Annotated in this window: 25 protein-coding genes and 1 pseudogene; 14 read left to right on the top strand and 12 right to left on the bottom strand. The window is 58.2% G+C overall.

The features are described 5' to 3' along the window. The first annotated feature begins 55 nt into the window (after nucleotides 1–55). On the top strand, nucleotides 56–316 hold the full coding sequence (ybiJ, locus tag M8014_RS05780; RefSeq protein ID WP_271281581.1) for a DUF1471 family protein YbiJ: 261 nt from the start codon (nucleotides 56–58) through the stop codon (nucleotides 314–316). Between the two features lie 110 nt (nucleotides 317–426). Here ybiJ and ybiB read toward each other — a convergent pair whose 3' ends face one another. Further along, the gene (ybiB, locus tag M8014_RS05775) at nucleotides 427–1389 is read right to left on the bottom strand and encodes a DNA-binding protein YbiB (RefSeq protein WP_271281580.1); all 963 of its coding nucleotides are present in this window, start codon (nucleotides 1387–1389) and stop codon (nucleotides 427–429) included. A 279-nt stretch (nucleotides 1390–1668) separates the two neighbouring features. On the opposite strand from ybiB, the gene M8014_RS05770 reads away from it, so the two are divergent. Genes M8014_RS05770 through M8014_RS05750 form a run of 5 tightly spaced genes read left to right on the top strand, consistent with a single transcriptional unit; the run spans nucleotide 1669 to nucleotide 7007 of the window. Then, nucleotides 1669–2205 carry a fimbrial protein gene (locus M8014_RS05770; protein ID WP_271281579.1) on the top strand — a complete coding sequence of 179 codons (537 nt, stop codon included), beginning with the start codon at nucleotides 1669–1671 and terminating at the stop codon, nucleotides 2203–2205. A gap of 58 nt (nucleotides 2206–2263) precedes the next feature. Beyond that, a complete protein-coding gene (locus M8014_RS05765) occupies nucleotides 2264–2944 on the top strand; it encodes a fimbrial biogenesis chaperone (RefSeq protein ID WP_271281578.1) in 681 nt (226 codons plus the stop codon). A 7-nt stretch (nucleotides 2945–2951) separates the two neighbouring features. Next, nucleotides 2952–5492 (top strand): fimbria/pilus outer membrane usher protein, encoded by a 2541-nt coding sequence (locus M8014_RS05760; RefSeq protein WP_271281577.1) that lies wholly within the window; start codon nucleotides 2952–2954, stop codon nucleotides 5490–5492. Between the two features lie 16 nt (nucleotides 5493–5508). Continuing rightward, nucleotides 5509–6498 (top strand): fimbrial protein, encoded by a 990-nt coding sequence (locus M8014_RS05755; protein ID WP_271281576.1) that lies wholly within the window; start codon nucleotides 5509–5511, stop codon nucleotides 6496–6498. Between the two features lie 8 nt (nucleotides 6499–6506). Next, the gene (locus M8014_RS05750; protein WP_271281575.1) at nucleotides 6507–7007 is read left to right on the top strand and encodes a fimbrial protein; all 501 of its coding nucleotides are present in this window, start codon (nucleotides 6507–6509) and stop codon (nucleotides 7005–7007) included. On the opposite strand, the gene dinG is transcribed toward M8014_RS05750, so the two are convergent. Together dinG and rhlE are read right to left on the bottom strand one after the other, a co-directional pair. Then, entirely contained in the window at nucleotides 6994–9171 is a 2178-nt protein-coding gene (dinG, locus tag M8014_RS05745) for an ATP-dependent DNA helicase DinG (RefSeq protein WP_271281574.1), read from the bottom strand. The genes M8014_RS05750 and dinG overlap by 14 nt on opposite strands. Before the next feature lie 96 nt (nucleotides 9172–9267). Beyond that, on the bottom strand, nucleotides 9268–10644 hold the full coding sequence (gene rhlE, locus M8014_RS05740; RefSeq protein WP_271281573.1) for an ATP-dependent RNA helicase RhlE: 1377 nt from the start codon (nucleotides 10642–10644) through the stop codon (nucleotides 9268–9270). A 230-nt stretch (nucleotides 10645–10874) separates the two neighbouring features. Here rhlE and cecR point away from each other — a divergent pair, with 230 nt between their 5' ends. The 5 genes from cecR to M8014_RS05715 are packed head-to-tail and all read left to right on the top strand — an operon-like array spanning nucleotide 10875 to nucleotide 16515. After that, on the top strand, nucleotides 10875–11552 hold the full coding sequence (gene cecR / locus M8014_RS05735; RefSeq protein ID WP_271281572.1) for a transcriptional regulator CecR: 678 nt from the start codon (nucleotides 10875–10877) through the stop codon (nucleotides 11550–11552). Then, nucleotides 11549–12544: a secretion protein HlyD gene (gene hlyD, locus M8014_RS05730; protein WP_271281571.1), complete on the top strand. Its 996-nt coding sequence runs from the start codon at nucleotides 11549–11551 to the stop codon at nucleotides 12542–12544. The genes cecR and hlyD overlap by 4 nt, the downstream gene beginning before the upstream one ends. Next, nucleotides 12537–14276, top strand: coding sequence for an ATP-binding cassette domain-containing protein (locus tag M8014_RS05725; RefSeq protein ID WP_271281570.1), 1740 nt, complete (start codon nucleotides 12537–12539; stop codon nucleotides 14274–14276). Before hlyD ends, M8014_RS05725 begins: the two co-directional genes overlap by 8 nt. Continuing rightward, a complete protein-coding gene (locus M8014_RS05720; RefSeq protein ID WP_271281569.1) occupies nucleotides 14266–15399 on the top strand; it encodes an ABC transporter permease in 1134 nt (377 codons plus the stop codon). Before M8014_RS05725 ends, M8014_RS05720 begins: the two co-directional genes overlap by 11 nt. A 9-nt stretch (nucleotides 15400–15408) precedes the next feature. Continuing rightward, complete coding sequence (locus M8014_RS05715) at nucleotides 15409–16515, top strand: ABC transporter permease (protein ID WP_271281568.1); 1107 nt, start codon at nucleotides 15409–15411, stop codon at nucleotides 16513–16515. Here M8014_RS05715 and M8014_RS05710 read toward each other — a convergent pair. Next, on the bottom strand, nucleotides 16477–16887 hold the full coding sequence (locus M8014_RS05710; RefSeq protein ID WP_271281567.1) for a YbhQ family protein: 411 nt from the start codon (nucleotides 16885–16887) through the stop codon (nucleotides 16477–16479). The two genes, M8014_RS05715 and M8014_RS05710, sit on opposite strands and share 39 nt — an antisense overlap. A 133-nt stretch (nucleotides 16888–17020) precedes the next feature. Here M8014_RS05710 and M8014_RS05705 point away from each other — a divergent pair, with 133 nt between their 5' ends. The 3 genes from M8014_RS05705 to M8014_RS05695 are packed head-to-tail and all read left to right on the top strand — an operon-like array spanning nucleotide 17021 to nucleotide 19982. Beyond that, complete coding sequence (locus M8014_RS05705; protein WP_271281566.1) at nucleotides 17021–17782, top strand: endonuclease/exonuclease/phosphatase family protein; 762 nt, start codon at nucleotides 17021–17023, stop codon at nucleotides 17780–17782. Then, nucleotides 17779–19020: a cardiolipin synthase ClsB gene (gene clsB, locus M8014_RS05700; RefSeq protein ID WP_271281565.1), complete on the top strand. Its 1242-nt coding sequence runs from the start codon at nucleotides 17779–17781 to the stop codon at nucleotides 19018–19020. The genes M8014_RS05705 and clsB overlap by 4 nt, the downstream gene beginning before the upstream one ends. Then, complete coding sequence (locus M8014_RS05695; protein ID WP_271281564.1) at nucleotides 19020–19982, top strand: lysylphosphatidylglycerol synthase domain-containing protein; 963 nt, start codon at nucleotides 19020–19022, stop codon at nucleotides 19980–19982. Before clsB ends, M8014_RS05695 begins: the two co-directional genes overlap by 1 nt. A 31-nt stretch (nucleotides 19983–20013) precedes the next feature. Here M8014_RS05695 and M8014_RS22795 read toward each other — a convergent pair. From M8014_RS22795 to moaB, 8 genes and pseudogenes are all read right to left on the bottom strand, one after another. After that, nucleotides 20014–20357, bottom strand: a pseudogene (locus M8014_RS22795) (bestrophin family protein). Then, a complete protein-coding gene (locus tag M8014_RS05680; protein ID WP_271281561.1) occupies nucleotides 20354–20632 on the bottom strand; it encodes a bestrophin family protein in 279 nt (92 codons plus the stop codon). The pseudogene M8014_RS22795 and the gene M8014_RS05680 overlap by 4 nt, the downstream one beginning before the upstream one ends. Further along, nucleotides 20629–21039: a hypothetical protein gene (locus M8014_RS05675; RefSeq protein ID WP_271281560.1), complete on the bottom strand. Its 411-nt coding sequence runs from the start codon at nucleotides 21037–21039 to the stop codon at nucleotides 20629–20631. The genes M8014_RS05680 and M8014_RS05675 overlap by 4 nt, the downstream gene beginning before the upstream one ends. A gap of 984 nt (nucleotides 21040–22023) precedes the next feature. Next, entirely contained in the window at nucleotides 22024–22731 is a 708-nt protein-coding gene (locus tag M8014_RS05670) for a Bax inhibitor-1/YccA family protein (RefSeq protein ID WP_271281559.1), read from the bottom strand. A 58-nt stretch (nucleotides 22732–22789) separates the two neighbouring features. Then, nucleotides 22790–23242, bottom strand: a complete 453-nt coding sequence (gene moaE, locus M8014_RS05665) for a molybdopterin synthase catalytic subunit MoaE (RefSeq protein ID WP_271281558.1) — start codon at nucleotides 23240–23242, stop codon at nucleotides 22790–22792. 1 nt (nucleotide 23243) lies between these two features. Then, on the bottom strand, nucleotides 23244–23489 hold the full coding sequence (moaD, locus tag M8014_RS05660) for a molybdopterin synthase sulfur carrier subunit (RefSeq protein WP_271281557.1): 246 nt from the start codon (nucleotides 23487–23489) through the stop codon (nucleotides 23244–23246). Continuing rightward, nucleotides 23482–23967: a cyclic pyranopterin monophosphate synthase MoaC gene (moaC, locus tag M8014_RS05655; RefSeq protein WP_271281556.1), complete on the bottom strand. Its 486-nt coding sequence runs from the start codon at nucleotides 23965–23967 to the stop codon at nucleotides 23482–23484. Before moaC ends, moaD begins: the two co-directional genes overlap by 8 nt. Before the next feature lie 3 nt (nucleotides 23968–23970). Then, complete coding sequence (gene moaB / locus M8014_RS05650) at nucleotides 23971–24483, bottom strand: molybdenum cofactor biosynthesis protein B (RefSeq protein ID WP_271281555.1); 513 nt, start codon at nucleotides 24481–24483, stop codon at nucleotides 23971–23973. Between the last annotated feature and the right edge of the window lie 5 nt (nucleotides 24484–24488).

Below are 24488 nucleotides of genomic sequence, written 5' to 3'. Positions count from 1 at the left end.
TATCACATCGACGGAACATCGTCCCCTTAACAGAATAACCTGCGAGATATTAACTATGAAAACCATCAAATATGCTGTTGCTGCTGTTGCCCTGACGACTCTGTCTTTCGGTGCTTTTGCTGCGGAGTCTGTGTCCGCTGCTCAGGCAAACAGCATGAACAAAATCGGTGTGGTAAGCGTTGAAGGCGCCACCACGCTGGACGGTCTGGAAGCACGCCTGGCTGAGAAAGCACAAGCCGCTGGCGCAACCGGCTATACCATTACTTCTGCAAACACCAATAACAAAATGAGCGGCACTGCCGTTATCTACAAGTAAGCTGAATCCGATCTCCACCCGCTCGCCAGTTCGCTGGCGAGCAGCTCCAACCCTCATTGACCCTGTTGTTACTTTTTTGGCCCGTCCATCGCTGGACGGGCTTTTTTTATTTAAAAACTCTGGTTAACCCGCGCCAGCCCGGCCTCGACCGTCTCGGCCAGCCCGGTCGCCAGCAGGCAGCAGGCCATCTGCAGCTTGATGGCGTGGGGAACCGCCTCGCGTCCGGAGAGGCAGTGTTCAATCCAGCGGGCCGTGGTTTCGGCGTCTTTGGCCTGCGGCAGCGCCACGTTACTGTTCTCTTCCCCGCGCTCCAGCACCACCCGGGTACCGGCCGGTTCAATCAGCGTTTGCTGCGGACAGCGCTGCGGATTGGCATAGACCTCCCCTTCGGTGCCGTGCATCAGCAGCCCTCTGCCACCGATATCGGCAAAGAACGTCGCGACGCGGGTGACATATTCCGGGTGCGAAACGCTGGAAAGACGCAGGGCCTCATCTTCACCAAACGGTGTTGCCAGCTTCGCCAGCGTGTGGGCGCTGTTTCGCACCCCCATCCGCCAGCGCATCGCCAGCTGTTTTTCCAGCGGTGGGCACAGCGTGCTCACCGGGATGTACACCGGCTGATGCCCTTCCAGCTTCGCCTGCGCCTGCCCACCGTGGCGGACAGGCTCGATGCCCATCAGGGTAAAAATAGTTTCAGTCAGCACCCGGGTCGGATCTTCACTGACCCCGTGCACCACCACCGGGAACCCGAGCTTGTTGAGCAGAATCGCCAGCAGCGGGGTGAGGTTCGCCTGCTTGCGCGCCCCGTTATAGCTGGGGATCACCACCGGCATCGGCTTTGCTACAGGCGGCGTCAGGCGCAGGGTTTGCGCCTGCATCGCCTCATAGAAGCCGCGCATTTCGGCCTCACCTTCCCCTTTAATACGCAGCGCAATCAGAATGCCACCCATCTCCAGCTCCGGCACCTCGCCATTGAGCATCAGGGTATAGAGCGCCCGGGCAGTCTGCTGATCCAGGTCACGAGCGTGGTTTTTACCCCGTCCGACCTCTTTGATAATTTTGCGATAATCCACGACAACTCTCCTTGCGACAGCTTTTTAACACTATAGCGTCGATAAGGCGGCAGCGAACAGACATTTCTCTTATTGCGGCCGGGCCGCAATAACACCATCCCTCTGTAATAACTGTAAAAATATAAATTTCAACCGTTGATGAAATCACTATTGCCCCTGCCAATAGTTATCCATCAGCAATTAATATCGTAAATTGGCCCCCGATAAAAAGTCGGCCTACTTTTTCAAAAATCAATCACAACGGATGTTATTACCACCGGAATTCACTCAGGAATGATTATGCGTAAAATTGTCTCCGGCACCTTTATTGTCACTGCATTATGTTGTTCTGTTTCTGCCTGGGCTGCGAACAGCGGCGAGGGGCAAATCAATTTCACCGGCGAAATCATCGATTCCGCCTGCCAGGTGGTCAATGGCGTCAGCAGCCCGCTGGATGTTTCCCTCGGCAAAATATCGCAAACGGCCTTCACCGGTTCAGGCTCCACCACCACGACCACCCGTTTTGATATCAAACTGAAAGACTGCCCGGATACCATCGCCAGCGCGGCCATCAACTTTGGCGGCTCCGCTGACGGCACCAACGCCAACGTGCTGGCCGTCACCCCCGGTACCGGTGCGGCAACCGGCGTCGGTATTCAGCTGCTGGATAAAACCGAAAATCCACTGAGCCTGTATACCGCCTCGACCAGCTATACGCTGCAGTCCGGCACCATCACCAACGATCTGGTATTTGGCGCACGCTATATCCAGACCGGCAGCGCCATCACCGCCGGCCCGGCTAATGCGGTCTCCACCTTTACCGTCATGTACAATTAATCCTGCGGTGCCTGGCCCGCTGCGGTCAGGCATTCTGAGCCTTATTCAGAGTTCCGTTATGCGTAAATCTATTTTCATCGCCTCCCTGTTATTAATGACCACCGCCGCTCACGCCGGGGTAATTATCGAAGGGACCCGTTTAATTTATCAGGGAGATAAAAAAGAAGCATCATTAGGGATTTCCAACCCGGATAACCGCAACTACCTGGTGCAGTCCTGGGTCGAGAGCGCCGACAATGCGCGGGATAAAGCGCCGTTTCTGATCACCCCGCCGCTTTTTCGCCTCGATGGCAAACAGGACAACGTCCTGCGCGTGGTGCGCACCGGGGGCAACCTACCGACCGATCGCGAATCGCTCTACTGGCTGAATATCAAATCCATTCCGTCCACCTCGCGGGAAGAGAGCAGCAACACCCTGCAAATCGCGATTAAAACGCGGATCAAGCTGATCTACCGCCCGACCGGGATTAACGGCAAGCCGGATGAGGTGGCGGATAAATTACGCTGGCATAAACAGGGTAACAATCTGGTGGTGAGCAACCCGACGCCGTTTTACATGAACTTCCAGGCCATCACCGTCGGCGGCAAAAAAGTCGATAACGTCACCTGGGTGGCACCCAACAGCGACGCACACTTTACCGTGTCGGGCGGGATCGCCGGGAACAAGGTTTCCTGGAAAATCATCAACGACTATGGCGCGGTGAGCCACGCCTGGTCCGCATCTGTGCAAAAAGACTGACGCTGCCATGCCCTGGTACTTTTCCTCCAAAACACCCCGTCACCCCGCGCGCGCCCTGCTGATTGCTCTGAACTGCGTGGTACTGAGCGTGGGCGTGCAGCAGGCGCTGGCAGAAGATTATTTCAACCCAGCGCTGCTGGATATCGACACTCCCGGTCAGGGCAAAACCGACCTCACGCTGTATGAGAAGGGTCCGGGCATCGCGCCGGGGAGCTATCAGGTGGATGTCTATGTGAATAACAATAAAGTCGCCAACAGAAAGATCAATTTTGGCGTGCAACAGCCAACCAGCGGATCGGCCATCCTGCAACCCTGCCTCTCGGTGGAAACCCTCAGAAGCCTGGGTATCCAGAGCGATAAATTCAGCGTCACAAAGGATGACGGCTGTGTCGATCTCTCCGGGTTACCTGCCGCCAGCGCGACCTTCCGTCCCGGCCAGCGGCAGCTGCTGCTGAGTATCCCGCAGGCGGCCATCACTCCGGTGCCTCACGGTTATGTGGCGCCTGATGAGATGGACAACGGGATTAACGCCTTACTGCTGAACTACAGCTACTCCACCCAGGATAGCCGCAGCCGGGGGGAAGACGGTGGCCACCAGCGCAATGATTATCTGAACCTGCGTCCGGGGCTGAACCTCGGAGCCTGGCGTCTGCGCACCTACTCCACATGGAGCGAGACCCGGGACGATCGCACGACGCAGCGCGACTTCTCCCCGGTCTACAGCTATGCCCAACGCAACATTCTGTCGCTGGGCAGCGTCGTCACCCTCGGGCAAAGCTCCACCCCCTCGGACGTATTTGACAGCCTGGCATTTACCGGGGCGCAGATCGCCTCTGACGATGACATGCTGGCGGACAGCCTGAAGGGCTTCGCCCCACGTATTCGCGGCGTGGCTCACAGCAACGCCCAGGTGGTAGTGCGCCAGAATGGCTACGTGATCTATCAGAACTATGTCGCCCCCGGCGCGTTCGAGATTAACGATCTCTATCCTACCGGCGGCAGCGGCGATCTGAACGTAACCGTCAAAGAGACCGACGGCAGCGAGCAGCACTTCGTGGTGCCTTACGCCTCGGTGCCGGTTTTGCAGCGTGAAGGCCGGTTTAAATACAGCCTGACCGGCGGGCACTATCGCAGCTATGACCACCGCGTAGAGAAAACCCCGTTCCTGCAGGGCACCGGCATCTATGGCCTGCCGTACGACATCACCGCCTACGGCGGTATCCAGACCAGCCAGTATTACGATGCTCTGGCGCTCGGCACCGGGAAAAACATCGGCGACTGGGGGGCGTTTTCGGTGGACATGACCACGGCAAAATCGCAGATGCAGGAGCAAAAAACCTCCCATGGCCGCGCCTTGCGGGTGCGCTATAGCAAAGACTTCGCCACCACCGGCACTCACTTTACGGTGGCCGGGTATCGCTATAACAGCGCTGGGTTTAACACCATGACAGATGTGTTCGACTCCCACACCCATGACGACGACTGGACGCAAGCCGACAGGCTACACAACCGCCAGGAGGCGACCCTCGATCAGTCCCTCGGCGGCTCCCTGGGCTCGGTGACGTTAAGTCTGGTGAAAGAGAATTACTGGCATAGCGACCAGGGCATGACCTCGCTGAGCGTCGGCTATAACGGCAGCTGGCACGGCATCAGTTACGGTGTCAACTACGCCCTGAGCAAAAACGTTCAGGATGAGGAGGACGATGACCCGTGGGTGAACGAGCAGACCTTCGGCTTCAACGTCTCCGTTCCGCTGGAACACTGGCTGAGCAATACCTGGGTCAATTACATCCTTAACAACAGCAAGCATGACACCAGCCAGAGCGTTGGCCTGAACGGCACCGCGCTGGCAGACAATAACCTCAGTTGGGGGGTGCAGCAGGGCCACAGCCATTCTTCCGGCTACAGCACTAACCTGAACAGCGATTACAAAGCCACCTACGGCGAAATGACGGCGGGTTATTCCCAGGATAACCAACAGCGCCAGCTTAACCTCGGCGTAGAGGGGAGCATGATTGTTCACGCACACGGCGTGACCCTCGGCCAGCCGATGGGGGATACCGTGGCGCTGATGGAGGCGCCGGGGGCCAGCGGTACCGGGATCGACAACCAGAACGGGGTCAAAATCGACTATCGCGGCTATGCCATCGTGCCTTACGTCACGCCGTACCATCACAACACCTTAGCGCTGGATACCGAGAGCCTGCCTCCCGGGGCCGACGTCGGCCAGGCGGCCAAAGTCATCACGCCAACCCGGGGGGCGATTGTGCGTGCCCACTTTGATACCCGCGTCGGCAGCCGGGTGCTACTGACCCTCACCCGCGCCGACGGTCGTCCGGTGCCCTTTGGCGCCGCGGCTACCCCGGCCCATGAGAGCGGCGAATTTATCGTTGGCGATGGCGGCCAGGTCTACCTGACCGGGATGCACGCCCGCGGCAGCGTCAACGTCAGCTGGGGCAAAGGCGCAGGCGCGCACTGCTCCGCCCACTATCAACTGCCGTCCGGATCCGCTGACCCGGTGATTAGCGTTACCGCCCAGTGCTCCTGACAGCATCGAGGAAAAGATGAAACCCTTCCGTTACGGCTGTGTCCTGGCCCTGTTGGCCGCCCTGTTTCTGTTTATGCCGCAGGCGAAAGCCACCTGCTCCACTGCGGATCTCCCCTGGTCAGTGACGCCGGGTACGCTGTCGGTGCCCTCCACGCTCGGGGTCGGCAATGCCATTCCGGGCTCCACCCGCTCGCATAGGGTGAAAGGCGGCTGTGATGCCGCCGACAGCGGCAAGCCGATCACCGCCTGCCATCTGGGCGAAGGCGAGGAGGTGCCGGGGATGCCGGGAGTGTATCGCAGCGGTATAGAGGGGATTGGCATTGAGCTGCTGAACAGCGCCGGACAGCCGGTGCGAGGCCGCGCCGCCCACTGCGACAGCCGCAGCACACCGCTGGGGTACGTCAGCAGTGACGGATCCGGCAGCTTCAACGTGTCGCTGACGATGCAGCTGATCAAAACCGCGAGCACCACCGGAGAGCAGGCGTCAACGACGGTACGCAACGGCATCTGGTCGCTGGGCATCTATCCGGATCGGCAGCTCGGCAAACTGGACGCCGTGCGCTACGGCGGCAACCTGGCGCTGAAGGCCACCACCTGCTCGGTGGATCCGAAAAGTCTGGTCATTATGCTGGGGGATTTCCCAACCAGCCTCTTTACCCATGTTGGCAGCAGCAGCGACTGGAAAACCTTCAACCTGACGGCGACCTGTACCGACGCGGTAACCATGACCGCCCGGGTTACCAGCGCCAACGGCAGCACCTCGCTCAGTGACGGTAATGACGTGCTGAACCTGACGCCAGGCAGCGACAGTGCCACCGGCATCGGGGTGAGAATGATGGTGAGCGGGGTGATACTGCGCTACGACTCTCCGATCATGTTTGGCAACAAGACCGTCCCCGACCAGCCGTTCGACCTGCCTTTTCAGGTGCAGTATTACCAGACTGACGCTCAGGTGACCGCCGGGCGAGCCAATACCATTGCCACCATCGACATTGAATACCAGTGAGATCCCCGATGAAATATGTAGCCTTGATCCTGCTACTGACCAGCCTGTCCGCTCCGGCCACCGACGTGATGCTCAGCATCAAAGGCAATATTTACGACATCGCCTGCCAGGTGGATAGCACCAGCCAGAACAAGGTGGTGGATCTCGGCCAGGCGGTGGCCAGTGATTTTAAGAGGGTGGGGGATACCGGGACGTGGAAGAATTTTGATATCACCCTCTCCAGATGCCCGCGAAGCCTGACCCTGGCCACCATCCAGCTTGAGGGGGAGCGCGACACGACCCACCCGTTCAAGTTCGCCAACACCGGCACGGCAAAAGGGCTGGCGCTGGAACTGGCCGACCGCAACGACTCGATCATTCTGGCACCAGAATCGCGCTTTAACGCGGTGATCGACCCGGTCAGCCACACCGCCGACTTCCCGATGGCGGCACGCTATTACGCCTCGCATACCCCGGTCAGCGCGGGCGAATTTTCAAGCGTGGTGCAGTTTACGTTCACTTACCAGTAGGACCGCGCCTCTTAGCATGGATGCTTTTTTTACGCCCGGCGGTGGATTTAGTCGGGCGTTTTTTTACCTCGGGCACTTCTGGCTGGTCGATGGGAAACACCGGCAGCGCATTCAGCAGACGCTTGCCGTAGTTTTTTGTCAGCAGGCGCTTATCGTAGATCACCACTTCACCCCAGCAGCTATGGCTACGGATCAGACGCCCGACCTGCTGGATAAGGTTAAACGACGCCGCCGGCAGGCTCTGCACTTCGAACGGGAAGCGGTTGAGGCTTTTCAGCCACTCCCCCTCGGTGAGCACCACCGGGCTGTCGATGGGCGGGAAGGCAATCTTGTGAATGTGCACCTGGGTGAGGTAATCGCCCTTCAGATCCAGCCCTTCGGCAAACGACTGGAGCCCCACCAGCACGCTGCGCTCCCCGCTGTCTATCCGTTTACGGTGCAGCTCCACCAGTCGGTAGCGGGGTTGATCCCCCTGTACCAGCAGGAGCAGACGCAGATCGGTCACGAAGGTTAAAAACAGATTCATCGCCCGGGCGCTGGCGAACAGCACCAGCATGCCGGGGTACTTTTTGCTTTCCAGCTGTTCGCGGAAGTAGGCCGCCATCTCGGCAAGATGCTGCTCTTCGTTATCAATCAGCGGCTCATACTGCATGCGCGGGATCACCAGCTTGCCTTGCTCGCAGTGGTTAAACGGCGAGTCGAGGGCCACAAAGCGATCCCCGGCTTTCTCTTTCAGGCCGCTCATCTCCTGCAGGCGCGAAAAGCTGTTCAACGAGCGCAGCGTGGCGGAGGTGACCACCACATGCGGCACGCTGCGCCAGAGCAGCTTCTCCAGCTGATCGCTGACGCGAATGCCCGCGCAGTGGAAGAAAAGGTGCACCTGCCCCTCCCTCACTTCCCGCGTCGCCCACTTGGTGACCGGCGCACCGGATGCCTGAGCCATTGACGCCAGCCGCCAGAGCTTGCTCTGCCCCTCGAACATGCCCAGCGCGCGGTTCATCTGCAGCAGCACCCGGTGTACACGCACCACGTCGTGGGTGCCGGTTTTTTCACTGAGATCGTTTAAGAACAGCTCCGCCAGCCCGCGCAGCTTTTCGATAAGCTGGGCCAGCTCGCGGCAAAGGGTCATGATCTCATCCGGCAGCGCGCCCATCTCAAAACGGTGTTCCGCTTCCTGACCGGGCGGAAGATAGAGGTCGAGGATGTTATTCAGCGAGGCGATATGTCCGTATATCGTTTCGCAGTGCTCGCTCAGCCGCTCCGGGACAGACAGCGGCGGTATCGTTTTGGGCCGGAACTGATCCATGCAGGTGGCGACCAGCTTGCAGAACAGATCGAGCTGCAGGCGAAACCACGGGGCCGTGATTTCGGCGCTCATCTCCAGCGCGTCGCGGGCGACGTCCGGCAGATGGTGGCCTTCGTCCAGCACCAGCAGGAGGTTTTTCGGGTCTGGCAGAACCGCTTCGCTCTCCATCGCCGCCATCACCAGCGCGTGGTTTGCGACCACCACTTCGGCTTCCTGGATCTCGCGGCGGGCGACAAAGAACGGGCACTCCCGGTAGTAGTGGCAGTTGCGGTTCAGGCAGCTGGCCTTGTCGGTGCTGAGTCGGCGCCACAGGTCGTCCGCAATGGCCTTATCGGTATGATCGCGCAGACCGTCCCATTTATAACCGTCGAGATCAAGCTTCAGCCGGGCGCACAGCTCCTGCTCGGCTTTGTTATTCGGCGTGAGATCGTCATCGAGGAACGCCAGCAGATCCTGCTGGGTGGGTTCGCTGCTGGCAAGCGCCGCCAGATTGCGCGGGCAGACATAGCGCCCGCGGCCAAAGGCGGCAGTAAAGCGCAGGTCGGGGATAATCTTGCGCAGCAGGGGCAGGTCTTTACTGTAGATCTGATCCTGCAGGGCGACGTTGGCGGTGCTCACCACCAGCGTTTTTTGTTCTTCCCGGGCGATAGCGATGCCGGGGATCAGGTAGGAGAGGGTTTTACCGACGCCGGTCGGCGCCTCAATTGCCAGATGCCTGCCCTCGTCCCCGGCGAGCGTTTTCGCCACATCGGCAATCATCTGCCGTTGCGGTGCGCGGGGGATAAAATCGGGGATCTGCTGTTGTAGCGCCTTATACCAGGCGGCAATTTGCGCTTTCAGCGCGGCGGTTAAAGCCATGATGAACCTGAAATACTGTATAAACAGCCACTATTGTGGCACTTTCTCTGGCGGGCCGCAAAAAGAAAAGCCCGGCTTTACGACCGGGCTTCCAGATTACTGCGCGCTAGCAGGTTTGCGCGGACGGCGTCGACGCTGCTGTTCGCCTGCCGGTTTGGCATCGCCATCACGACGCGGTGGCTTGCTGGCCGCCTTCGGTGCGCCGCCTTCGGAACGACCATCAGTACGGCGCGGCTGCTGTTGACCACGGCCACCGCCGCCCTGCCCGCGTCCACCGCCCTGTCCACGACCGCCACCCTGGCGACCGTTCTGAATGGGCTCAGCTTTGATGGACGGATCCACCTCGTAGCCTTCGATAGCGATACGCGGAACTTCTTTTTTCAGCAGGCGTTCGATGTCACGCAGCAGTTTGATTTCATCCACGCAGACCAGCGACAGGGCTTCACCGGTTGCGGCTGCACGACCGGTACGACCGATACGGTGCACGTAATCTTCCGGCACGTTCGGCAGCTCGTAGTTAACCACGTGCGGCAGCTCTTCGATGTCCAGACCACGGGCAGCGATGTCGGTTGCCACCAGCACGCGGATGTCGCCGGACTTGAATTCCGCCAGCGCGCGGGTACGGGCGCCCTGGCTTTTGTTACCGTGGATCGCCGCGCTGCGGATCCCGTCTTTGTTCAGCTGTTCTGCAAGGTGGTTCGCCCCGTGTTTGGTGCGGGTAAAGACCAGCACCTGCTGCCAGTTGCCTTCGCCGATCATCTGGGACAGTAGCTCGCGCTTACGCTTTTTATCCACCATGTGAACATGCTGGGTCACCTGCTCAGAGGCGGTGTTGCGACGCGCCACTTCCACTTCCAGCGGGTTGTGCAGCAGTTTTGACGCGAGCTGTTTGATTTCGTCAGAGAAGGTCGCAGAGAACAGCAGGTTCTGGCGACGCGCAGGCAGCTTAGCCAGCACGCGGCGAATATCATGAATAAAGCCCATGTCGAGCATGCGGTCGGCTTCGTCGAGCACCAGGATTTCAACGCTGTCGAGCTTGACGGCGTTCTGATGTTCCAGGTCGAGCAGACGGCCCGGGGTGGCGACCAGCACGTCAACGCCGCTGCGCAGTTTCATCATCTGTGGGTTAATGCTCACCCCACCGAATACCACCAGTGAGCGGATGTTGAGATAGCGGCTGTACTCACGCACGTTCTCACCCACCTGGGCGGCCAGTTCACGGGTTGGGGTCAGGATCAAGGCGCGCACCGGGCGACGGCCCTTCGCATGCGGTTCATTCTCAATCAGACGTTGCAGCAGCGGCAGGGTAAAGCCCGCCGTTTTACCGGTACCGGTCTGGGCGCTCGCCATCAGGTCACGGCCCGCCAGTACGGCAGGGATCGCCTGCTGCTGAATAGGGGTAGGTTCGCGGTAGCCCTGTTCTTCTACAGCACGTAGAATTTCCGGGTTCAGGCCAAGGGTATCAAAAGACATAACAACTCCGAACCGCCCCGACCGTTTCAGGTGTAGTTTTCAGGGAGATAATGACAAAAAAGAGGACAAAAACCACAGTGTCGCGAAGCAGCGGAGTGTAGCAGCTTTTGTGACATGGCGCATAAAATATCCCGCAGCGATTCATCAGCGAAATATTTCTCCGGCTGGCTGGACTTATCTCAAATCCGACATAATATTAATCAATCGATTGATTAACTCTGTGAGCAGTGATGAATCCAGTCCCGACCACCATTAAAGGCGAGCAGGCTAAAAGCCAGCTAATTGCCGCCGCACTGGCGCAGTTTGGCGAGTACGGTATGCATGCCACCACGCGAGATATCGCCGCCCAGGCCGGGCAGAATATCGCCGCCATCACCTACTACTTTGGCTCGAAAGAGGATCTGTACCTCGCCTGCGCCCAGTGGATCGCCGATTTTATCGGCACGAACTTTCGCCCTCACGTGGAGGCGGCCTCCGAACTGCTGGTTGCCCCTAGGCCGGATCGTGCGGCTATCCGTCAGCTGATCCTGAATGCCTGCCACAACATGATTCAGCTGCTCACCCACGACGATACGCTGAACCTGAGTAAGTTTATCTCACGCGAGCAGCTCTCGCCTTCCGCTGCCTACCAGCTGGTACACGATCAGGTTATCGCCCCGATGCACACCCATCTGACCCGGCTGGTGGCGGCCTATACCGGACGTGATGCCAGCGATACGCAGACCATTTTGCATACTCATGCGCTGCTGGGTGAAGTGCTGGCGTTTCGCCTGGGCCGCGAGACGATTTTGTTACGCACCGGTTGGACGGAATTTGATGAGGATAAAGCCGCGCAAATTGGTCAGGTCATTACCTGCCACGTCGATCTGATCCTGCAAGGTTTAACGCTAAGGAGCCTGGAGTCATGAAAAAACCTGTAGTCATTGTTCTGGCAGTGGTGGTTTTGCTGGCCGCCGGATGCGGCGGCTGGTGGTGGTATCACAGTCAGCAGGATAAACCGCTGACCCTGTACGGTAACGTTGATATTCGCACCCTAAACATGAGCTTCCGCGTCGGCGGGCGACTGGCCTCGTTAGCCGTCGATGAAGGGGATGCGATTGCCGCCGGCCAGACGCTGGGCGAGCTGGATAAAGCCCCGTACCAGAATGCGCTCCTGCAGGCGCAGGCCGGGGTGTCCGTGGCCCAGGCGCAGTACGATTTAATGCAGGCAGGCTACCGTGACGAAGAGGTGGCTCAGGCCGCCGCCGCCGTCAAACAGGCGCAGGCCGCGTATGACTACGCGCAGAACTTCTTCGCCCGCCAGCAGGGGTTGTGGAAAAGCCGCACCGTGTCGGCCAACGATCTGGAAAACGCCCGCTCCTCACGGGATCAGGCCCTGGCGAGCCTGAAATCGGCGCAGGATAAATTGCGCCAGTACCGCTCCGGCAACCGTGAGCAGGATATCGCCCAGGCGAAAGCCAGCCTCGAACAGGCTCAGGCCCAGCTGGCGCAGGCCCAGCTCGACCTGCACGACACCACCCTGGTGGCCCCGGCTAACGGCACGCTGATGACCCGCGCCGTGGAGCCGGGCAGCATGTTAAGCGCGGGTAGCACGGTGCTGACCCTCTCCCTGACCCGCCCGGTCTGGGTGCGTGCCTATATTGATGAAACCAGTCTTGGCGATGCGAAGCCGGGGCGCGAAGTGTTGCTCTATACCGACGGACGCCCGGATAAGCCGTACCACGGCAAGATCGGGTTTGTCTCACCGACGGCCGAATTCACGCCTAAAACGGTCGAAACCCCGGATCTGCGCACCGATCTGGTTTATCGCCTGCGCATTATCGTCAACGATGCCGACGACGCCCTGCGTCAGGGGATGCCGGTGACCGTCAGCTTCGATAATGGACAACGCCATGAATGACGCGGTAATCCAGCTCTCGGGGCTGGTCAAACGCTTTGCCGGGATGGACAAACCCGCCGTCGCACCGCTCAACTGCACGCTGCATAAAGGCTACGTCACCGGGCTGGTCGGCCCGGACGGTGCCGGGAAAACCACCCTGATGCGCATGCTCGCCGGGCTGCTGAAGCCCGATGAGGGCACGGCCAGCGTGCTGGGACTCGATCCCATCAAGGACGATCGCGCCCTGCACGCCATGCTGGGGTACATGCCTCAGAAGTTCGGCTTATACGAAGATCTGACGGTGATGGAGAACCTGACCCTGTACGCCGATCTGCGCAGCGTCACCGGCGAGGTGCGGGAGAAAACCTTCCAGCGCCTGCTGGAGTTCACCGCGCTCGGGCCCTTTACCGGCCGCCTGGCGGGCAAACTCTCCGGTGGGATGAAGCAGAAGCTGGGGCTGGCCTGCACGCTGGTGGGCGAACCGCAGGTATTGCTGCTGGATGAACCCGGCGTCGGCGTTGACCCGATCTCGCGTCGGGAGCTGTGGCAGATGGTGCATGAGCTGGCGGGCGACGGGATGCTGATCCTCTGGAGCACGTCGTATCTCGACGAGGCCGAACAGTGCCGGGACGTGCTGCTGATGAACGAGGGAGAGCTGCTGTATCAGGGCGATCCAACCGCCCTGACCCACAGCATGACCGGGCGCAGCCTGCTGCTGCACACGCCGCAGGAGAATAACCGCCGCCTGCTGCAGCGGGTGCTCAAGCTACCCGAGGTCAGCGACGGGATGATCCAGGGCAAATCGGTGCGGGTGATCGTTAAAAAAGGGGCCAGCGCCGAGGATATCCGCCAGGGTGCGGGCCTGTCGGAGCTGACCCTCGACGATACCGCCCCGCGCTTTGAAGATGCGTTTATCGACCTGCTGGGCGGGGCGGGCACCGCGGAATCCCCCCTCGGGGCGATCCTGCATACTGTTGATGGGACGCCTGGCGAAACGGTGATCGAAGCTAAATCGCTGACCAAAAAGTTTGGCGATTTTGCCGCCACCGACGACGTCAACTTCGCGGTGAAGCGCGGGGAAATTTTCGGCCTCCTGGGCCCCAACGGCGCGGGCAAATCCACCACCTTTAAGATGATGTGTGGCCTGCTGGTACCGACCTCCGGCAAAGCGCTGGTGCTGGATATGGATTTAAAAGTCAGTTCTGGCAAGGCGCGGCAGCATCTGGGCTATATGGCGCAAAAGTTTTCTCTCTACGGCAACCTGACCGTCGAGCAGAACCTGCGCTTTTTCTCCGGCGTGTACGGCCTGCGTGGGCGGGCGCAGAACGAAAAGATCGATCGTATGAGTGAGGCCTTTGGCCTGCGCAGCATCGCCAGCCACGCCACCGATGAACTGCCGCTCGGCTTCAAGCAGCGGCTGGCGCTGGCCTGCTCCCTGATGCATGAGCCGGATATTCTGTTTCTCGATGAGCCCACTTCCGGGGTCGATCCCCTCACCCGCCGCGAATTCTGGCTGCATATCAACAGCATGGTGGAAAAAGGGGTGACGGTGATGGTCACCACCCACTTTATGGATGAGGCGGAATATTGCGACCGGATTGGGCTGGTCTATCGCGGCAAGCTGATTGCCCACGGCACCCCGGACGATCTGAAAGCCCAGGCGGCGGACGAAAGCCAGGCCGACCCGACCATGGAGCAGGCGTTTATTACCCTGATTAACGACTGGGATAAGGAGCATGGTCATGTCCAGTAGCGCCCTCTCCTGGCGCCGGGTGCGCGCCCTGTGCATTAAAGAGACGCGCCAGATTGTGCGCGATCCGAGCAGCTGGCTGATTGCGGTGGTGATCCCGCTCTTGCTGCTGTTCATTTTTGGCTACGGCATTAACCTCGACTCCAGCAAGCTGCGGGTCGGCATTCTGCTGGAACAGCGCAGCGAAGAGGCGCTGGACTTTACCCACGCTATGACCGGTTCGCCGTATATTGACGCCACCATCAGCGACGATCGCCAGCAGTTGATCCAGATGATGCAGGCCGGGCGCATTCGCGGCCTGATTGTTATCCCGGTAGATTTCGCCGCCCAGATGGCGCGCCCAAATGAAACCGCCCCCATCCAGGTGATCACCGACGGCAGCGAGCCCAACACGGCCAACTTTGTGCAGGGCTACACCGAGGGGATCTGGCAGCTGTGGCAGATGCAGCGGGCCGAAGATCGCGGCGAGAAATTCGAACCGCTGATCGACGTCCAGACCCGCTACTGGTTTAACCCGGCGGCCATCAGCCAGCACTTTATTATCCCCGGCGCGGTGACCATTATCATGACGGTGATCGGCGCGATTTTGACCTCGCTGGTGATCGCCCGCGAGTGGGAGCGCGGCACCATGGAGGCGCTGCTCTCCACCGAAGTGACGCGTACCGAGCTGCTGCTGTGTAAGCTTATCCCCTACTACTTCCTCGGGATGCTGGCGATGCTGCTGTGCATGCTGGTCGCAGTCTTTATCCTTGGGGTGCCCTATCGCGGCTCGCTGCTGGTGCTGTTTGTCATCACCAGCCTGTTTTTGCTCAGCACGCTGGGGATGGGACTGTTGATTTCCACCGTCACCCGCAACCAGTTTAATGCCGCCCAGGTGGCGCTGAACGCTGCCTTTCTGCCGTCGATTATGCTGTCCGGGTTTATTTTCCAGATCGACAGTATGCCCGCCGCGATCCGCGCGGTGACCTACATTATTCCGGCACGCTATTTTGTCAGTACCCTGCAAAGCCTGTTTCTGGCGGGCAATATCCCGGTGGTGCTGATCGTCAATCTGCTGTTTTTAATCGCCTCGGCGGTGATGTTTATCGGGCTGACGTGGATGAAAACCAAACGGCGGCTGGATTAAGGAGCAACGATGTTTTATCGCTTATGGACCTTGATTCGTAAAGAGCTGCAGTCCCTGCTGCGCGAACCGCAAACCCGCGCGATTCTGGTGCTGCCGGTGCTGATCCAGGTGCTGCTGTTCCCGTGGGCGGCGACGCTGGAGGTGACCAACGCCACCATCGCCGTCTACAACGAAGATAACGGTAAGCATTCGGTGGAGCTGACCCAGCGCTTTGCCCGGGCGAAGGCTTTTACCCACGTGCTGGTGCTGAACAGCCCGCAGGCGATCCAGCCGACCATCGACACGCAAAAGGCATTGTTGCTGGTGCGCTTCCCGGCAGATTTCTCACGCAACCTGGACCGGTTTGAAACCGCCCCATTGCAGCTGATCCTTGACGGGCGTAACTCTAACAGCGCCCAGATTGCCGCCAACTATCTGCAGCAGGTGGTGAAGGATTATCAGCAGGAGCTGATGGAGGGCAAACCGAAACCGAACAACAGCGAGCTGGTGGTGCGCAACTGGTATAACCCGAACCTCGATTACAAATGGTTTGTGGTGCCGTCGCTGATCGCCATGATCACCACCATCGGGGTGATGATCGTCACTTCGCTGTCGGTGGCCCGCGAGCGCGAGCAGGGCACCCTGGATCAGCTGCTGGTCTCGCCGCTGGCGACGTGGCAAATTTTTGTCGGCAAAGCGGTTCCGGCGCTGATTGTTGCAACCTTTCAGGCCACTATCGTGCTGGCGATCGGCATCTGGGCCTATCACATTCCGTTTGCTGGTTCGCTGGCGTTGTTCTATTTCACGATGGTGATTTACGGGCTGTCGCTGGTGGGATTTGGCCTGCTGATTTCGGCACTGTGCTCGACCCAGCAGCAGGCGTTTATCGGGGTGTTTGTCTTTATGATGCCGGCGATTTTGCTCTCGGGGTATGTTTCGCCGGTCGAGAATATGCCGGTGTGGCTGCAGAATTTAACCTGGGTCAACCCGATCCGGCACTTTACCGATATCACCAAGCAAATCTACCTGAAGGATGCGAGTCTGGATATTGTGTGGGGGAGTTTGTGGCCGCTACTGGTGATAGCGGCCGTGACGGGCTCAGTGGCGTACGCGATGTTCAGGCGGAATATCGCGTAGCTTTTTCTCTTTCGCTACCAGGGAAACAACCGCTGGCCCTGCAAGGATAGCCAGCCCCGCGAGGGCCAGCAGCAGGTTGTTTTGCAGCACGCGTGACAGCAGCCACAGCACGATGACTGCCGCGCCGAAATACCACGTGGTGGTGAGCTCTTCAAGCACGTCCGCCACTTCACGCCAGCGCGGATCGTGATGGCGCTGTAAAAAAAGCATCATTAATACGGTGACACCGTACAGGACACATAATCCTAAGCCGACGCGCACCAGCGCCCCGCTCATCCATGCCATCACCACAACGGCGACAACCAGCAAATGCAACATAATCTGCCAGCAACTGAGGCCGGTCGCGACACGTATGCGTTGTTGCCATTTCATGGGTACTCTCCTGAAGGATCTTTGTCTGCTTGTTCAGACTATCGCACTTTACGGAAAATTCCGTAACACAGCACCTTTTTGTGACGCCGACTACACTTTATTTTCATCAGGATAGTGATGCCGGAAGGAATATATGAGCCCACAAGCGCGCCATTTTTCGTTGAAAGTATTGACGATTAATATCCATAAAGGATTTACGGCTTTTAACCGCCGCTTTATTTTGCCCGAATTACGCGATGCGGTACGTACCGTCAGCGCCGATATTGTCTGCCTGCAGGAGGTGATGGGCGCGCATGAAGTGCACCCGCTGCACGTGGAAAACTGGCCGGATACCAGCCACTATGAATTTCTCGCCGACACCATGTGGAGCGACTATGCCTACGGGCGCAACGCGGTCTATCCCGAAGGGCATCACGGCAACGCGATCCTCTCCCGCTACCCCATCGAGCATTATGAAAACCACGATGTTTCGGTAGGCGAGAGCGAAAAGCGCGGCCTGCTGTACTGCCGGATTGCGCTGCCGGAAAAGGGAGGTGCGCTGCACGTCGCCTCCGTTCACCTTGGCCTGCGTGAAGCCCACCGCAAGGCGCAGCTGCAGATGATGGCCGAATGGGTCAATGCCCTGCCCGAGGGCGATCCGGTGGTGGTGGCCGGTGATTTTAACGACTGGCGTCAGCGCGCCAACCATCCGTTGAAAACACAGGCCGGGCTGGATGAGATCTTCACCCGCGCGCACGGCAGACCGGCGCGTACTTTTCCGGTGAACTTCCCGCTGCTGCGCCTCGACAGGATCTATGTCAAAAATGCCCATGCCAGTAGCCCGACCGCGCTGGCGCTGCGCAACTGGCGCCATCTTTCCGACCATGCGCCACTGAGTGCGGAGATTCACCTATGAAATGTTCATGGCGAAGTGGGAACCGGATCGCGCTGCTGGAAAATGGCGATAGCTATTATCCGGCGGTGTTTGCCGCCATCAATAAAGCCCAGAACCGCATCCTCCTCGAAACCTTTATCTGGTTTGACGACGGTGTAGGCCGCAAGCTGCACGACGCCGTTCTACGTGCGGCCCAACGCGGCGTGCATGTTGAGGTACTGCTCGACGGCTACGGCTCTCCCGACCTTGACGATAACTTTGTCGGCGAGCTGACGTCGGCAGGGGTGGTATTCCGCTACTACGATCCGCGCCCTCCCCTGTTTGGCTTGCGCACTAACGTGTTCCGCCGGATGCATCGCAAAATCGTGGTGGTGGATGACAAGACTGCCTTTGTCGGCGGCATTAACTACTCCGATGAACATATGTCTGACTATGGCCCGGAGGCCAAGCAGGATTATGCGGTGCAGGTCGAAGGCCCGGTGGTGCAGGATATTTTGCAGTACGTGCTGGAAAATCTGCCCGGCAAAGTCGCAGGCCGCCGCTGGTGGAAGCGCCGTCATCGCGCGGAAGAGAATGTGAAGCCCGGTGAGGCGCAGGCGCTGTTTGTCTGGCGCGATAATGAGGAGCACCGGGATGACATTGAGAAGCACTATCTGAAGATGCTAACCAACGCCAGGCGCGAAGTGATCATCGCCAACGCCTACTTCTTCCCGGGCTATCGTCTGCTGCACGCCATGCGCAATGCGGCCCGGCGCGGGGTGCGGGTGAAGCTTATCGTGCAGGGTGAGCCGGATATGCCGATTGTGACCGTGGGCGCGCGCCTGCTGTATCACTATCTGGTGAAGGGTGGGGTTCAGATCTTCGAATACCGCCGCCGTCCGCTGCACGGCAAGGTGGCGCTGATGGACGATCACTGGGTGACCGTCGGTTCCAGCAACCTTGATCCCCTCAGCCTGTCGCTGAATCTGGAGGCTAACCTGATCATTCACGATCGCCAGTTTAACCACACCCTGCGCGAGAATCTGTCCGCCATCATTGCCAAAGACTGCGTGCGCGTGGATGAGTCGATGGTGCCGAAACGCACCTGGTGGAACCTGAGCAAAAGCGTGCTGGCGTTCCACTTTTTACGCCATTTCCCGGCGCTGGTGGGCTGGTTGCCCGCGCACACCCCTGAACTGTCTCAGGTGCCGCCGCCGGTGCAGCCTTCCATTGAGACCCAGGATCGCGTTGAAGCAAGCGACACGGGGGCAAAACCCTGATGACGAAAAAAAATTCGCGCTGGCGTCTGGCAAAAAAAATCCTCACCTGGCTGTTTTTTATCGCCGTGGCGGTGCTGCTGGTGGTGTATGCGCAGAAGGTCGACTGGGAAGAGGTCTGGAAGGTCATTCGTAACTATGACCGGGTGTCGCTGCTGAGCGCGGTGGCGCTGGTGGTGGTGAGCTTCCTGATCTATGGCTGTTACGATCTGCTGGGGCGGATCTACTGCGGCCATAAGCTGGCCAAGCGTCAGGTAATGCTGGTGTCGTTTATCTGCTACGCCTTTAACCTGACCCTCAGCACCTGGGTGGGCGGCATCGGCATGCGCTATCGCCTTTACTCGCGTCTGGGCCTGCCCAGCGCCACCATCACCCGCATCTTCTCCCTCAGCATCACCACCAACTGGCTGGGCTATATTCTGCTGGGTGGGGTGATTTTTACCGCAGGCGTGGTGCAGCTGCCGGACCACTGGTACATCGATCAGATGACGCTGCGCATTATCGGCATCGTGCTGCTGCTGATGATCAGCTTCTATCTGTGGGCCTGCGCGTTTGCGAAGCGACGTCATATGACCATCAAAGGGCAGAAGCTGGTGCTCCCGTCCTGGCGCTTTGCGCTGGCGCAGATGGGGATTTCCGCCGCCAACTGGATGGCGATGGGGGCGATTATCTGGCTGCTGATGGGCGAGGACGTGAACTACTTCTTCGTGCTCGGCGTGCTGCTGGTGAGCAGTATTGCCGGGGTGATTATGCATATCCCGGCGGGGATCGGCGTGCTGGAGGCGGTGTTTATCGCCCTGCTGGCCGGGGAGCATGTCTCCCACGGGACGATCATCGCCGCCCTGCTGGCCTACCGCATGCTGTACTACTTCTTACCGCTGGCGCTGGCCACCGTCTGCTACCTGATCCTTGAAAGTCGGGCGAAAAAGCTGCGGGCGAAAAACGAACAGGCGATGGATAAATAGCGCTTAACGGGGGCGCAAGCCCCCTCATGCGTCACAGCAGACGAAAATTTTTATCCGGTAGCATTCTTTCCGGCAGGCGGCTGTCTTTGACCATCTCGCGTAAGTCGATCTCCAGCGTGTTGCAAATCGCGTTGAGCGGCAGATCGTTATCTTCAATACCGAAAGGATCTTCCAGCTCGGTGGCAATCGCATCCAACGCCAGTAGCGCGTAGGTGGTGAATACCGAGAACAACAGCGTCAGTACCCAAAGTTGTTAATCAGCAGCAGTGGATAAATGGCGCAAAAAATTCCCACCGTCCGGTGCAGCAGCAGCGAGTACGCGAAGGGGATCGGCGTGTTGCTGATGCGTTCGCAACCGCCCTGAATGGCGCTCATTTTATCCAGATAGTGCCTGAAATTCTGGTGCACAAACGAAGCCAGGCGGTATTGTTGCGAAACCCCAGAAACACCGAAATCGAAATGGTGATACCAATAAAATAGACCGAGCTCTCTTTTGCCACCAGACCGTGCAGATGCAGCAGCGGCAAAAAATAGAGATAGGCGATGTTTAACAACACAAAGAAACACATCTGCCGGGTGATTTTGCGCATGATTGAGCCGCGCCATGAGAACAGTTTGCACAGCCAGCCCTGCTCGGGCCTGACGATCATTCCTGCCCGGCCCTGGCAGAAAATTGCAGGATGTGGTTATAGATAAGGTTGAGTTTGTTCAGGTAATGGTCAAAAACCTGTTCACTTTCCGCGAGGACAATATCATCATCCAACATTCCATTCTGGTGCAGGCGTGATGAAGGCACCTCGATAGCACCCAGCTCGGCGGATTCCACCAGATAGTCGATATTAATTGAGCCGAACGTCCCGCAGCGGATAATATTGATATGTACACTACCGAATACGCGCACCAGCAAGCGGTCTTTTTGATATGGCACAATCTGATGATGATATAAACGCTCACTGGCGGTTATCTTCTTAATTAATGCCATCGCATAAATATTCCACAACTTATCCATTTTGCACTTCTCGGCATTGATTAATGCGGCCTTCTCTTTTAAAACCATTTTCGTATTCATTTTTTCGATGTATGCCAGAAAGCTGCCAGTGAATAACAGCTTATGTTTGATTCATATGACTATTAAGGACTAGCAGAATATCATATACAGCTTTCGATAATATTATACTTAACAACAAAGTTAATATAATCATGAAGGATTACGGGATTGTTGTTCTTACTTTGGTAAATCATCCAAAGCTCGATTTGTTGAACCGATCAGTCTGGGAGAATCACCTGTAGCTGTCCGCTCTCAATAAAGGGCTTCACAATGTATCTGGCAAAATCGCAAAGATGCAGTTTCTGCATCGTTTCCGCGCCGCGCGCGCTGGCATTCAGCTCCTCTTCCAGGCAGCTGACTCACTGGCTGATCCTGGATTTTGTCATTCCCCATTCTGCGGCTGTTCTGGTAAATGAACCCTTTTTTACCAGTAGCGCAAAAAGCGCCATATCCTGAATATGCTTGAACATGACCTGACCCGGCAGTGAGATGAATTCAGATTGTACGCCCCGCGTCGGATATTGTATACGCGCCATTGTTTAATATATCGCGAGCGATTGTTTAATTACTTGCCGTAATACACCCTACCGATTCAGTTACAATAGCGAACTGAAAGGCGACGATACCACCCTTTATTTTAGAGTGGGATATGTTTGCGCCAAAAGATAACTACCAGGCAGCACCCAAATCCACCCATAAAGGGGTATTCAGACGTGTGTTATATTTTTACAGGATCAGGAAATCGCCATCATGCGACATAAAGGAAAATTAACTTCAATTACATTAATTTGCTTACTGCCAATAAACATGGTTTTTGATGCCTTTCTTGGGGCTGAACGGCTTAACTATCGCCATTTTTTTTCGCCGGTTCGTTCTGTCTGGCCATCGCCGCGCAGGGAATGGCGCTGACAAAACTGTTTCGTCCTTCTCGCGCTAAAAAAAGACAGGCCTGAAAACAGGCCTGTCTTATTGATAACCAAAATGATGCGGCGGTTAGCGACGGTTGCCGAAAATACGCAGCAGCATCAGGAACAGGTTGATGAAGTCCAGATAGAGGGTTAACGCCCCGAGGATGGAGTATTTGCGCAGCATCGAGCTGTCACGCACGTCAATCTGCTCGCCGATGTTTTTGAGCTTCTGGGTGTCATAGGCCGTCAGGCCTACAAAGACGATGACCCCGATATAGGTCACTGCCCACATCAGCGCTTCGCTTTTTAGCCAGAAGTTCACTAATGACGCCAGCACGATGCCTATCAGCGCCATAAACAGCATATTGCCCAACCCGCTCAGGTCGCGTTTAGTGGTGTAGCCGTACAGGCTCATGGCACCAAACATCCCGCCGGCCACCACGAAGGTGCTGGCGATGGAGGAGTAGGTGTAGACGATAAAAATGCTGGAGAGCGTCAGGCCCGTGAGCGCCGAATAGAGCATAAACAGCGTGGTCGCCATTCCCGCGCTGAGCTTATGCACCAGCCCGGAGAGCACAAACACCAGCGCCAGCTGAGCGATAATCAGCCCAAAAAAGGTAATTTTGCTGGAGAAGACAAACATCATCACCGCGGGCGTGTTGGCCGCATACCAGGCGATAAACGCGGTTAACAGCAACCCGCAGGTCATCCAGCCATAGACCTGCGCCATGTAGGTTTGCAGCCCGCTGCGGGTCTGCTGGACGATAGAATCGGAACGCGGAAAACGGTCCATAACTCACTCCTGTTTAAGTGGACACTCAATTAAAGCCTAACACATCCCGGCAAACCGGCTACCAGCGGCTGGCCGCCTCTTTGTCGCTGTCGCGGGACTCAACCCAACGATCCCCTTCCGGGGTGGCTTCGCGCTTCCAGAACGGGGCGCGGGTTTTCAGGTAATCCATGATGAACTCCCCCGCCGCAAACGCGCTGCCGCGATGCACGCTGGTGACGCCCACAAAGACAATCTCTTCGCCAGGCCACATTTCGCCGATGCGGTGGATCACCGTCACCCGGCCGAGCGGCCAGCGCTCGCGCGCCTGCTCGACGATCTCCGCCAGCGCTTTTTCAGTCATCCCCGGATAGTGTTCCAGCGTCAGGGCGCTCACGCTGTCCCCGAGGTTATGGTTACGCACTTTGCCGGTAAAGGTAACCACCGCCCCGTCTTCGTCACGTTCGGCCAGCCAGTTGTATTCGGTGCCAACGCTAAAACGCATCGCGTCGACAACAATTTTTGTCTCTGCCATCTTAGCCTCCGGTCACCGGTGGGAAGAATGCCACTTCATCGCCTGCGGTGAGCGGATGGCTAAAGTCCACCAGCGTCTGGTTCACCGCCGCCAGCAGTTTGCCCGCGTCCAGCGCCAGTGCCCAGCGATCGCTTTGCGCCGCCAGGTGCGCGCGCAGCGCTTCTACGTTGTCGACGGGAATGTCCAGCGTCAGGCTGTCGGTATTGACCAGCTCGCGGACCTGCGCAAAAAACAGAACTTTAATCATGACGTTCCGCCCTGAAATCACCCGATTTACCGCCGCTTTTCGCCAGCAGGCGAACCGGGCCAATCACCATATCTTTCTGGACCGCTTTGCACATGTCGTAGATGGTTAACGCCGCCACCGACGCGGCGGTTAAGGCTTCCATCTCCACCCCGGTTTTTCCGGTCAGGCGGCATAATGATTCGATACGCACGCGGCTATGCTCCGGCTCTGCCAGCAGGTTGACTTCCACTTTGCTGAGCATCAGCGGATGGCACAGCGGGATCAGCTCCCAGGTGCGTTTTGCGGCCTGAATCCCGGCGATCCGCGCGGTGGCGAAGACGTCGCCTTTATGGTGGCTACCGTCAACGATCATGGCCAGCGTCTCGGGCAGCATAGTGACGAACGCTTCGGCGCGCGCTTCACGCACCGTCTCGGCCTTGCCGGAGACATCCACCATATGGGCTTCGCCAGCGGCGTTAATGTGGGTAAGTTGCGACATGTTTTACTTCTTCAAATGAGGATAAAAATTACACGGACGGGTGCGGGCATCGAGCTGCGGGGCAATGATATTTTCCCACGCGGTACGGCAGGCTTTGGTCGAGCCCGGCATCGCAAAAATCAGCGTCTTGTTGGCGATACCGGCCACCGCACGCGACTGCAGCGTCGAGGTGCCAATCTCTTCGAACGAGAGCATGCGGAACATTTCGCCAAAGCCTTCGACCTCGCGATCGAACAGCGGCAGCAGCGCCTCCGGGGCCTGATCGCCTGCGGTAAAGCCGGTGCCGCCGGTGACCAGCACCACCTGCACGTTGTCGCTGGCTACCCAGCGTGAGACTTCAGCGCGGATGGCGTAGCGGTTCTCTTTGACAATCACTTTGTCGACAATCTGATGCCCGGCGTCGTGCGCCGCCTCGCGCAGCCAGTGGCCGGAGGTGTCATCCTCTTCGCCACGGCGTTCAGAAACGGTAAGAATAGCAATACGCGTCGGGATAAATTCTGCGCTTACCTGACTCATCTTCG

It is taken from the genome of Silvania hatchlandensis (assembly GCF_025564065.1).
Taxonomy (GTDB): Bacteria; Pseudomonadota; Gammaproteobacteria; order Enterobacterales; family Enterobacteriaceae; genus Enterobacter; species Enterobacter hatchlandensis.
Note: the sequence above shows the minus strand (reverse complement) of the source record. Positions and strands in the feature narration are given on the sequence as shown.

Coding starts and splice junctions, on each gene's coding strand:
- ybiJ (WP_271281581.1), top strand. CDS start 56: ATGAAAACCATCAAATATGCTGTTGCTGCTGTTGCCCTGACGACTCTG.
- M8014_RS05770 (WP_271281579.1), top strand. CDS start 1,669: ATGCGTAAAATTGTCTCCGGCACCTTTATTGTCACTGCATTATGTTGT.
- M8014_RS05765 (WP_271281578.1), top strand. CDS start 2,264: ATGCGTAAATCTATTTTCATCGCCTCCCTGTTATTAATGACCACCGCC.
- M8014_RS05760 (WP_271281577.1), top strand. CDS start 2,952: ATGCCCTGGTACTTTTCCTCCAAAACACCCCGTCACCCCGCGCGCGCC.
- M8014_RS05755 (WP_271281576.1), top strand. CDS start 5,509: ATGAAACCCTTCCGTTACGGCTGTGTCCTGGCCCTGTTGGCCGCCCTG.
- M8014_RS05750 (WP_271281575.1), top strand. CDS start 6,507: ATGAAATATGTAGCCTTGATCCTGCTACTGACCAGCCTGTCCGCTCCG.
- dinG (WP_271281574.1), bottom strand. CDS start 9,171: ATGGCTTTAACCGCCGCGCTGAAAGCGCAAATTGCCGCCTGGTATAAG.
- rhlE (WP_271281573.1), bottom strand. CDS start 10,644: ATGTCTTTTGATACCCTTGGCCTGAACCCGGAAATTCTACGTGCTGTA.
- cecR (WP_271281572.1), top strand. CDS start 10,875: ATGAATCCAGTCCCGACCACCATTAAAGGCGAGCAGGCTAAAAGCCAG.
- hlyD (WP_271281571.1), top strand. CDS start 11,549: ATGAAAAAACCTGTAGTCATTGTTCTGGCAGTGGTGGTTTTGCTGGCC.
- M8014_RS05725 (WP_271281570.1), top strand. CDS start 12,537: ATGAATGACGCGGTAATCCAGCTCTCGGGGCTGGTCAAACGCTTTGCC.
- M8014_RS05720 (WP_271281569.1), top strand. CDS start 14,266: ATGTCCAGTAGCGCCCTCTCCTGGCGCCGGGTGCGCGCCCTGTGCATT.
- M8014_RS05715 (WP_271281568.1), top strand. CDS start 15,409: ATGTTTTATCGCTTATGGACCTTGATTCGTAAAGAGCTGCAGTCCCTG.
- M8014_RS05710 (WP_271281567.1), bottom strand. CDS start 16,887: ATGAAATGGCAACAACGCATACGTGTCGCGACCGGCCTCAGTTGCTGG.
- M8014_RS05705 (WP_271281566.1), top strand. CDS start 17,021: ATGAGCCCACAAGCGCGCCATTTTTCGTTGAAAGTATTGACGATTAAT.
- clsB (WP_271281565.1), top strand. CDS start 17,779: ATGAAATGTTCATGGCGAAGTGGGAACCGGATCGCGCTGCTGGAAAAT.
- M8014_RS05695 (WP_271281564.1), top strand. CDS start 19,020: ATGACGAAAAAAAATTCGCGCTGGCGTCTGGCAAAAAAAATCCTCACC.
- M8014_RS05680 (WP_271281561.1), bottom strand. CDS start 20,632: ATGATCGTCAGGCCCGAGCAGGGCTGGCTGTGCAAACTGTTCTCATGG.
- M8014_RS05675 (WP_271281560.1), bottom strand. CDS start 21,039: ATGGTTTTAAAAGAGAAGGCCGCATTAATCAATGCCGAGAAGTGCAAA.
- M8014_RS05670 (WP_271281559.1), bottom strand. CDS start 22,731: ATGGACCGTTTTCCGCGTTCCGATTCTATCGTCCAGCAGACCCGCAGC.
- moaE (WP_271281558.1), bottom strand. CDS start 23,242: ATGGCAGAGACAAAAATTGTTGTCGACGCGATGCGTTTTAGCGTTGGC.
- moaD (WP_271281557.1), bottom strand. CDS start 23,489: ATGATTAAAGTTCTGTTTTTTGCGCAGGTCCGCGAGCTGGTCAATACC.
- moaC (WP_271281556.1), bottom strand. CDS start 23,967: ATGTCGCAACTTACCCACATTAACGCCGCTGGCGAAGCCCATATGGTG.
- moaB (WP_271281555.1), bottom strand. CDS start 24,483: ATGAGTCAGGTAAGCGCAGAATTTATCCCGACGCGTATTGCTATTCTT.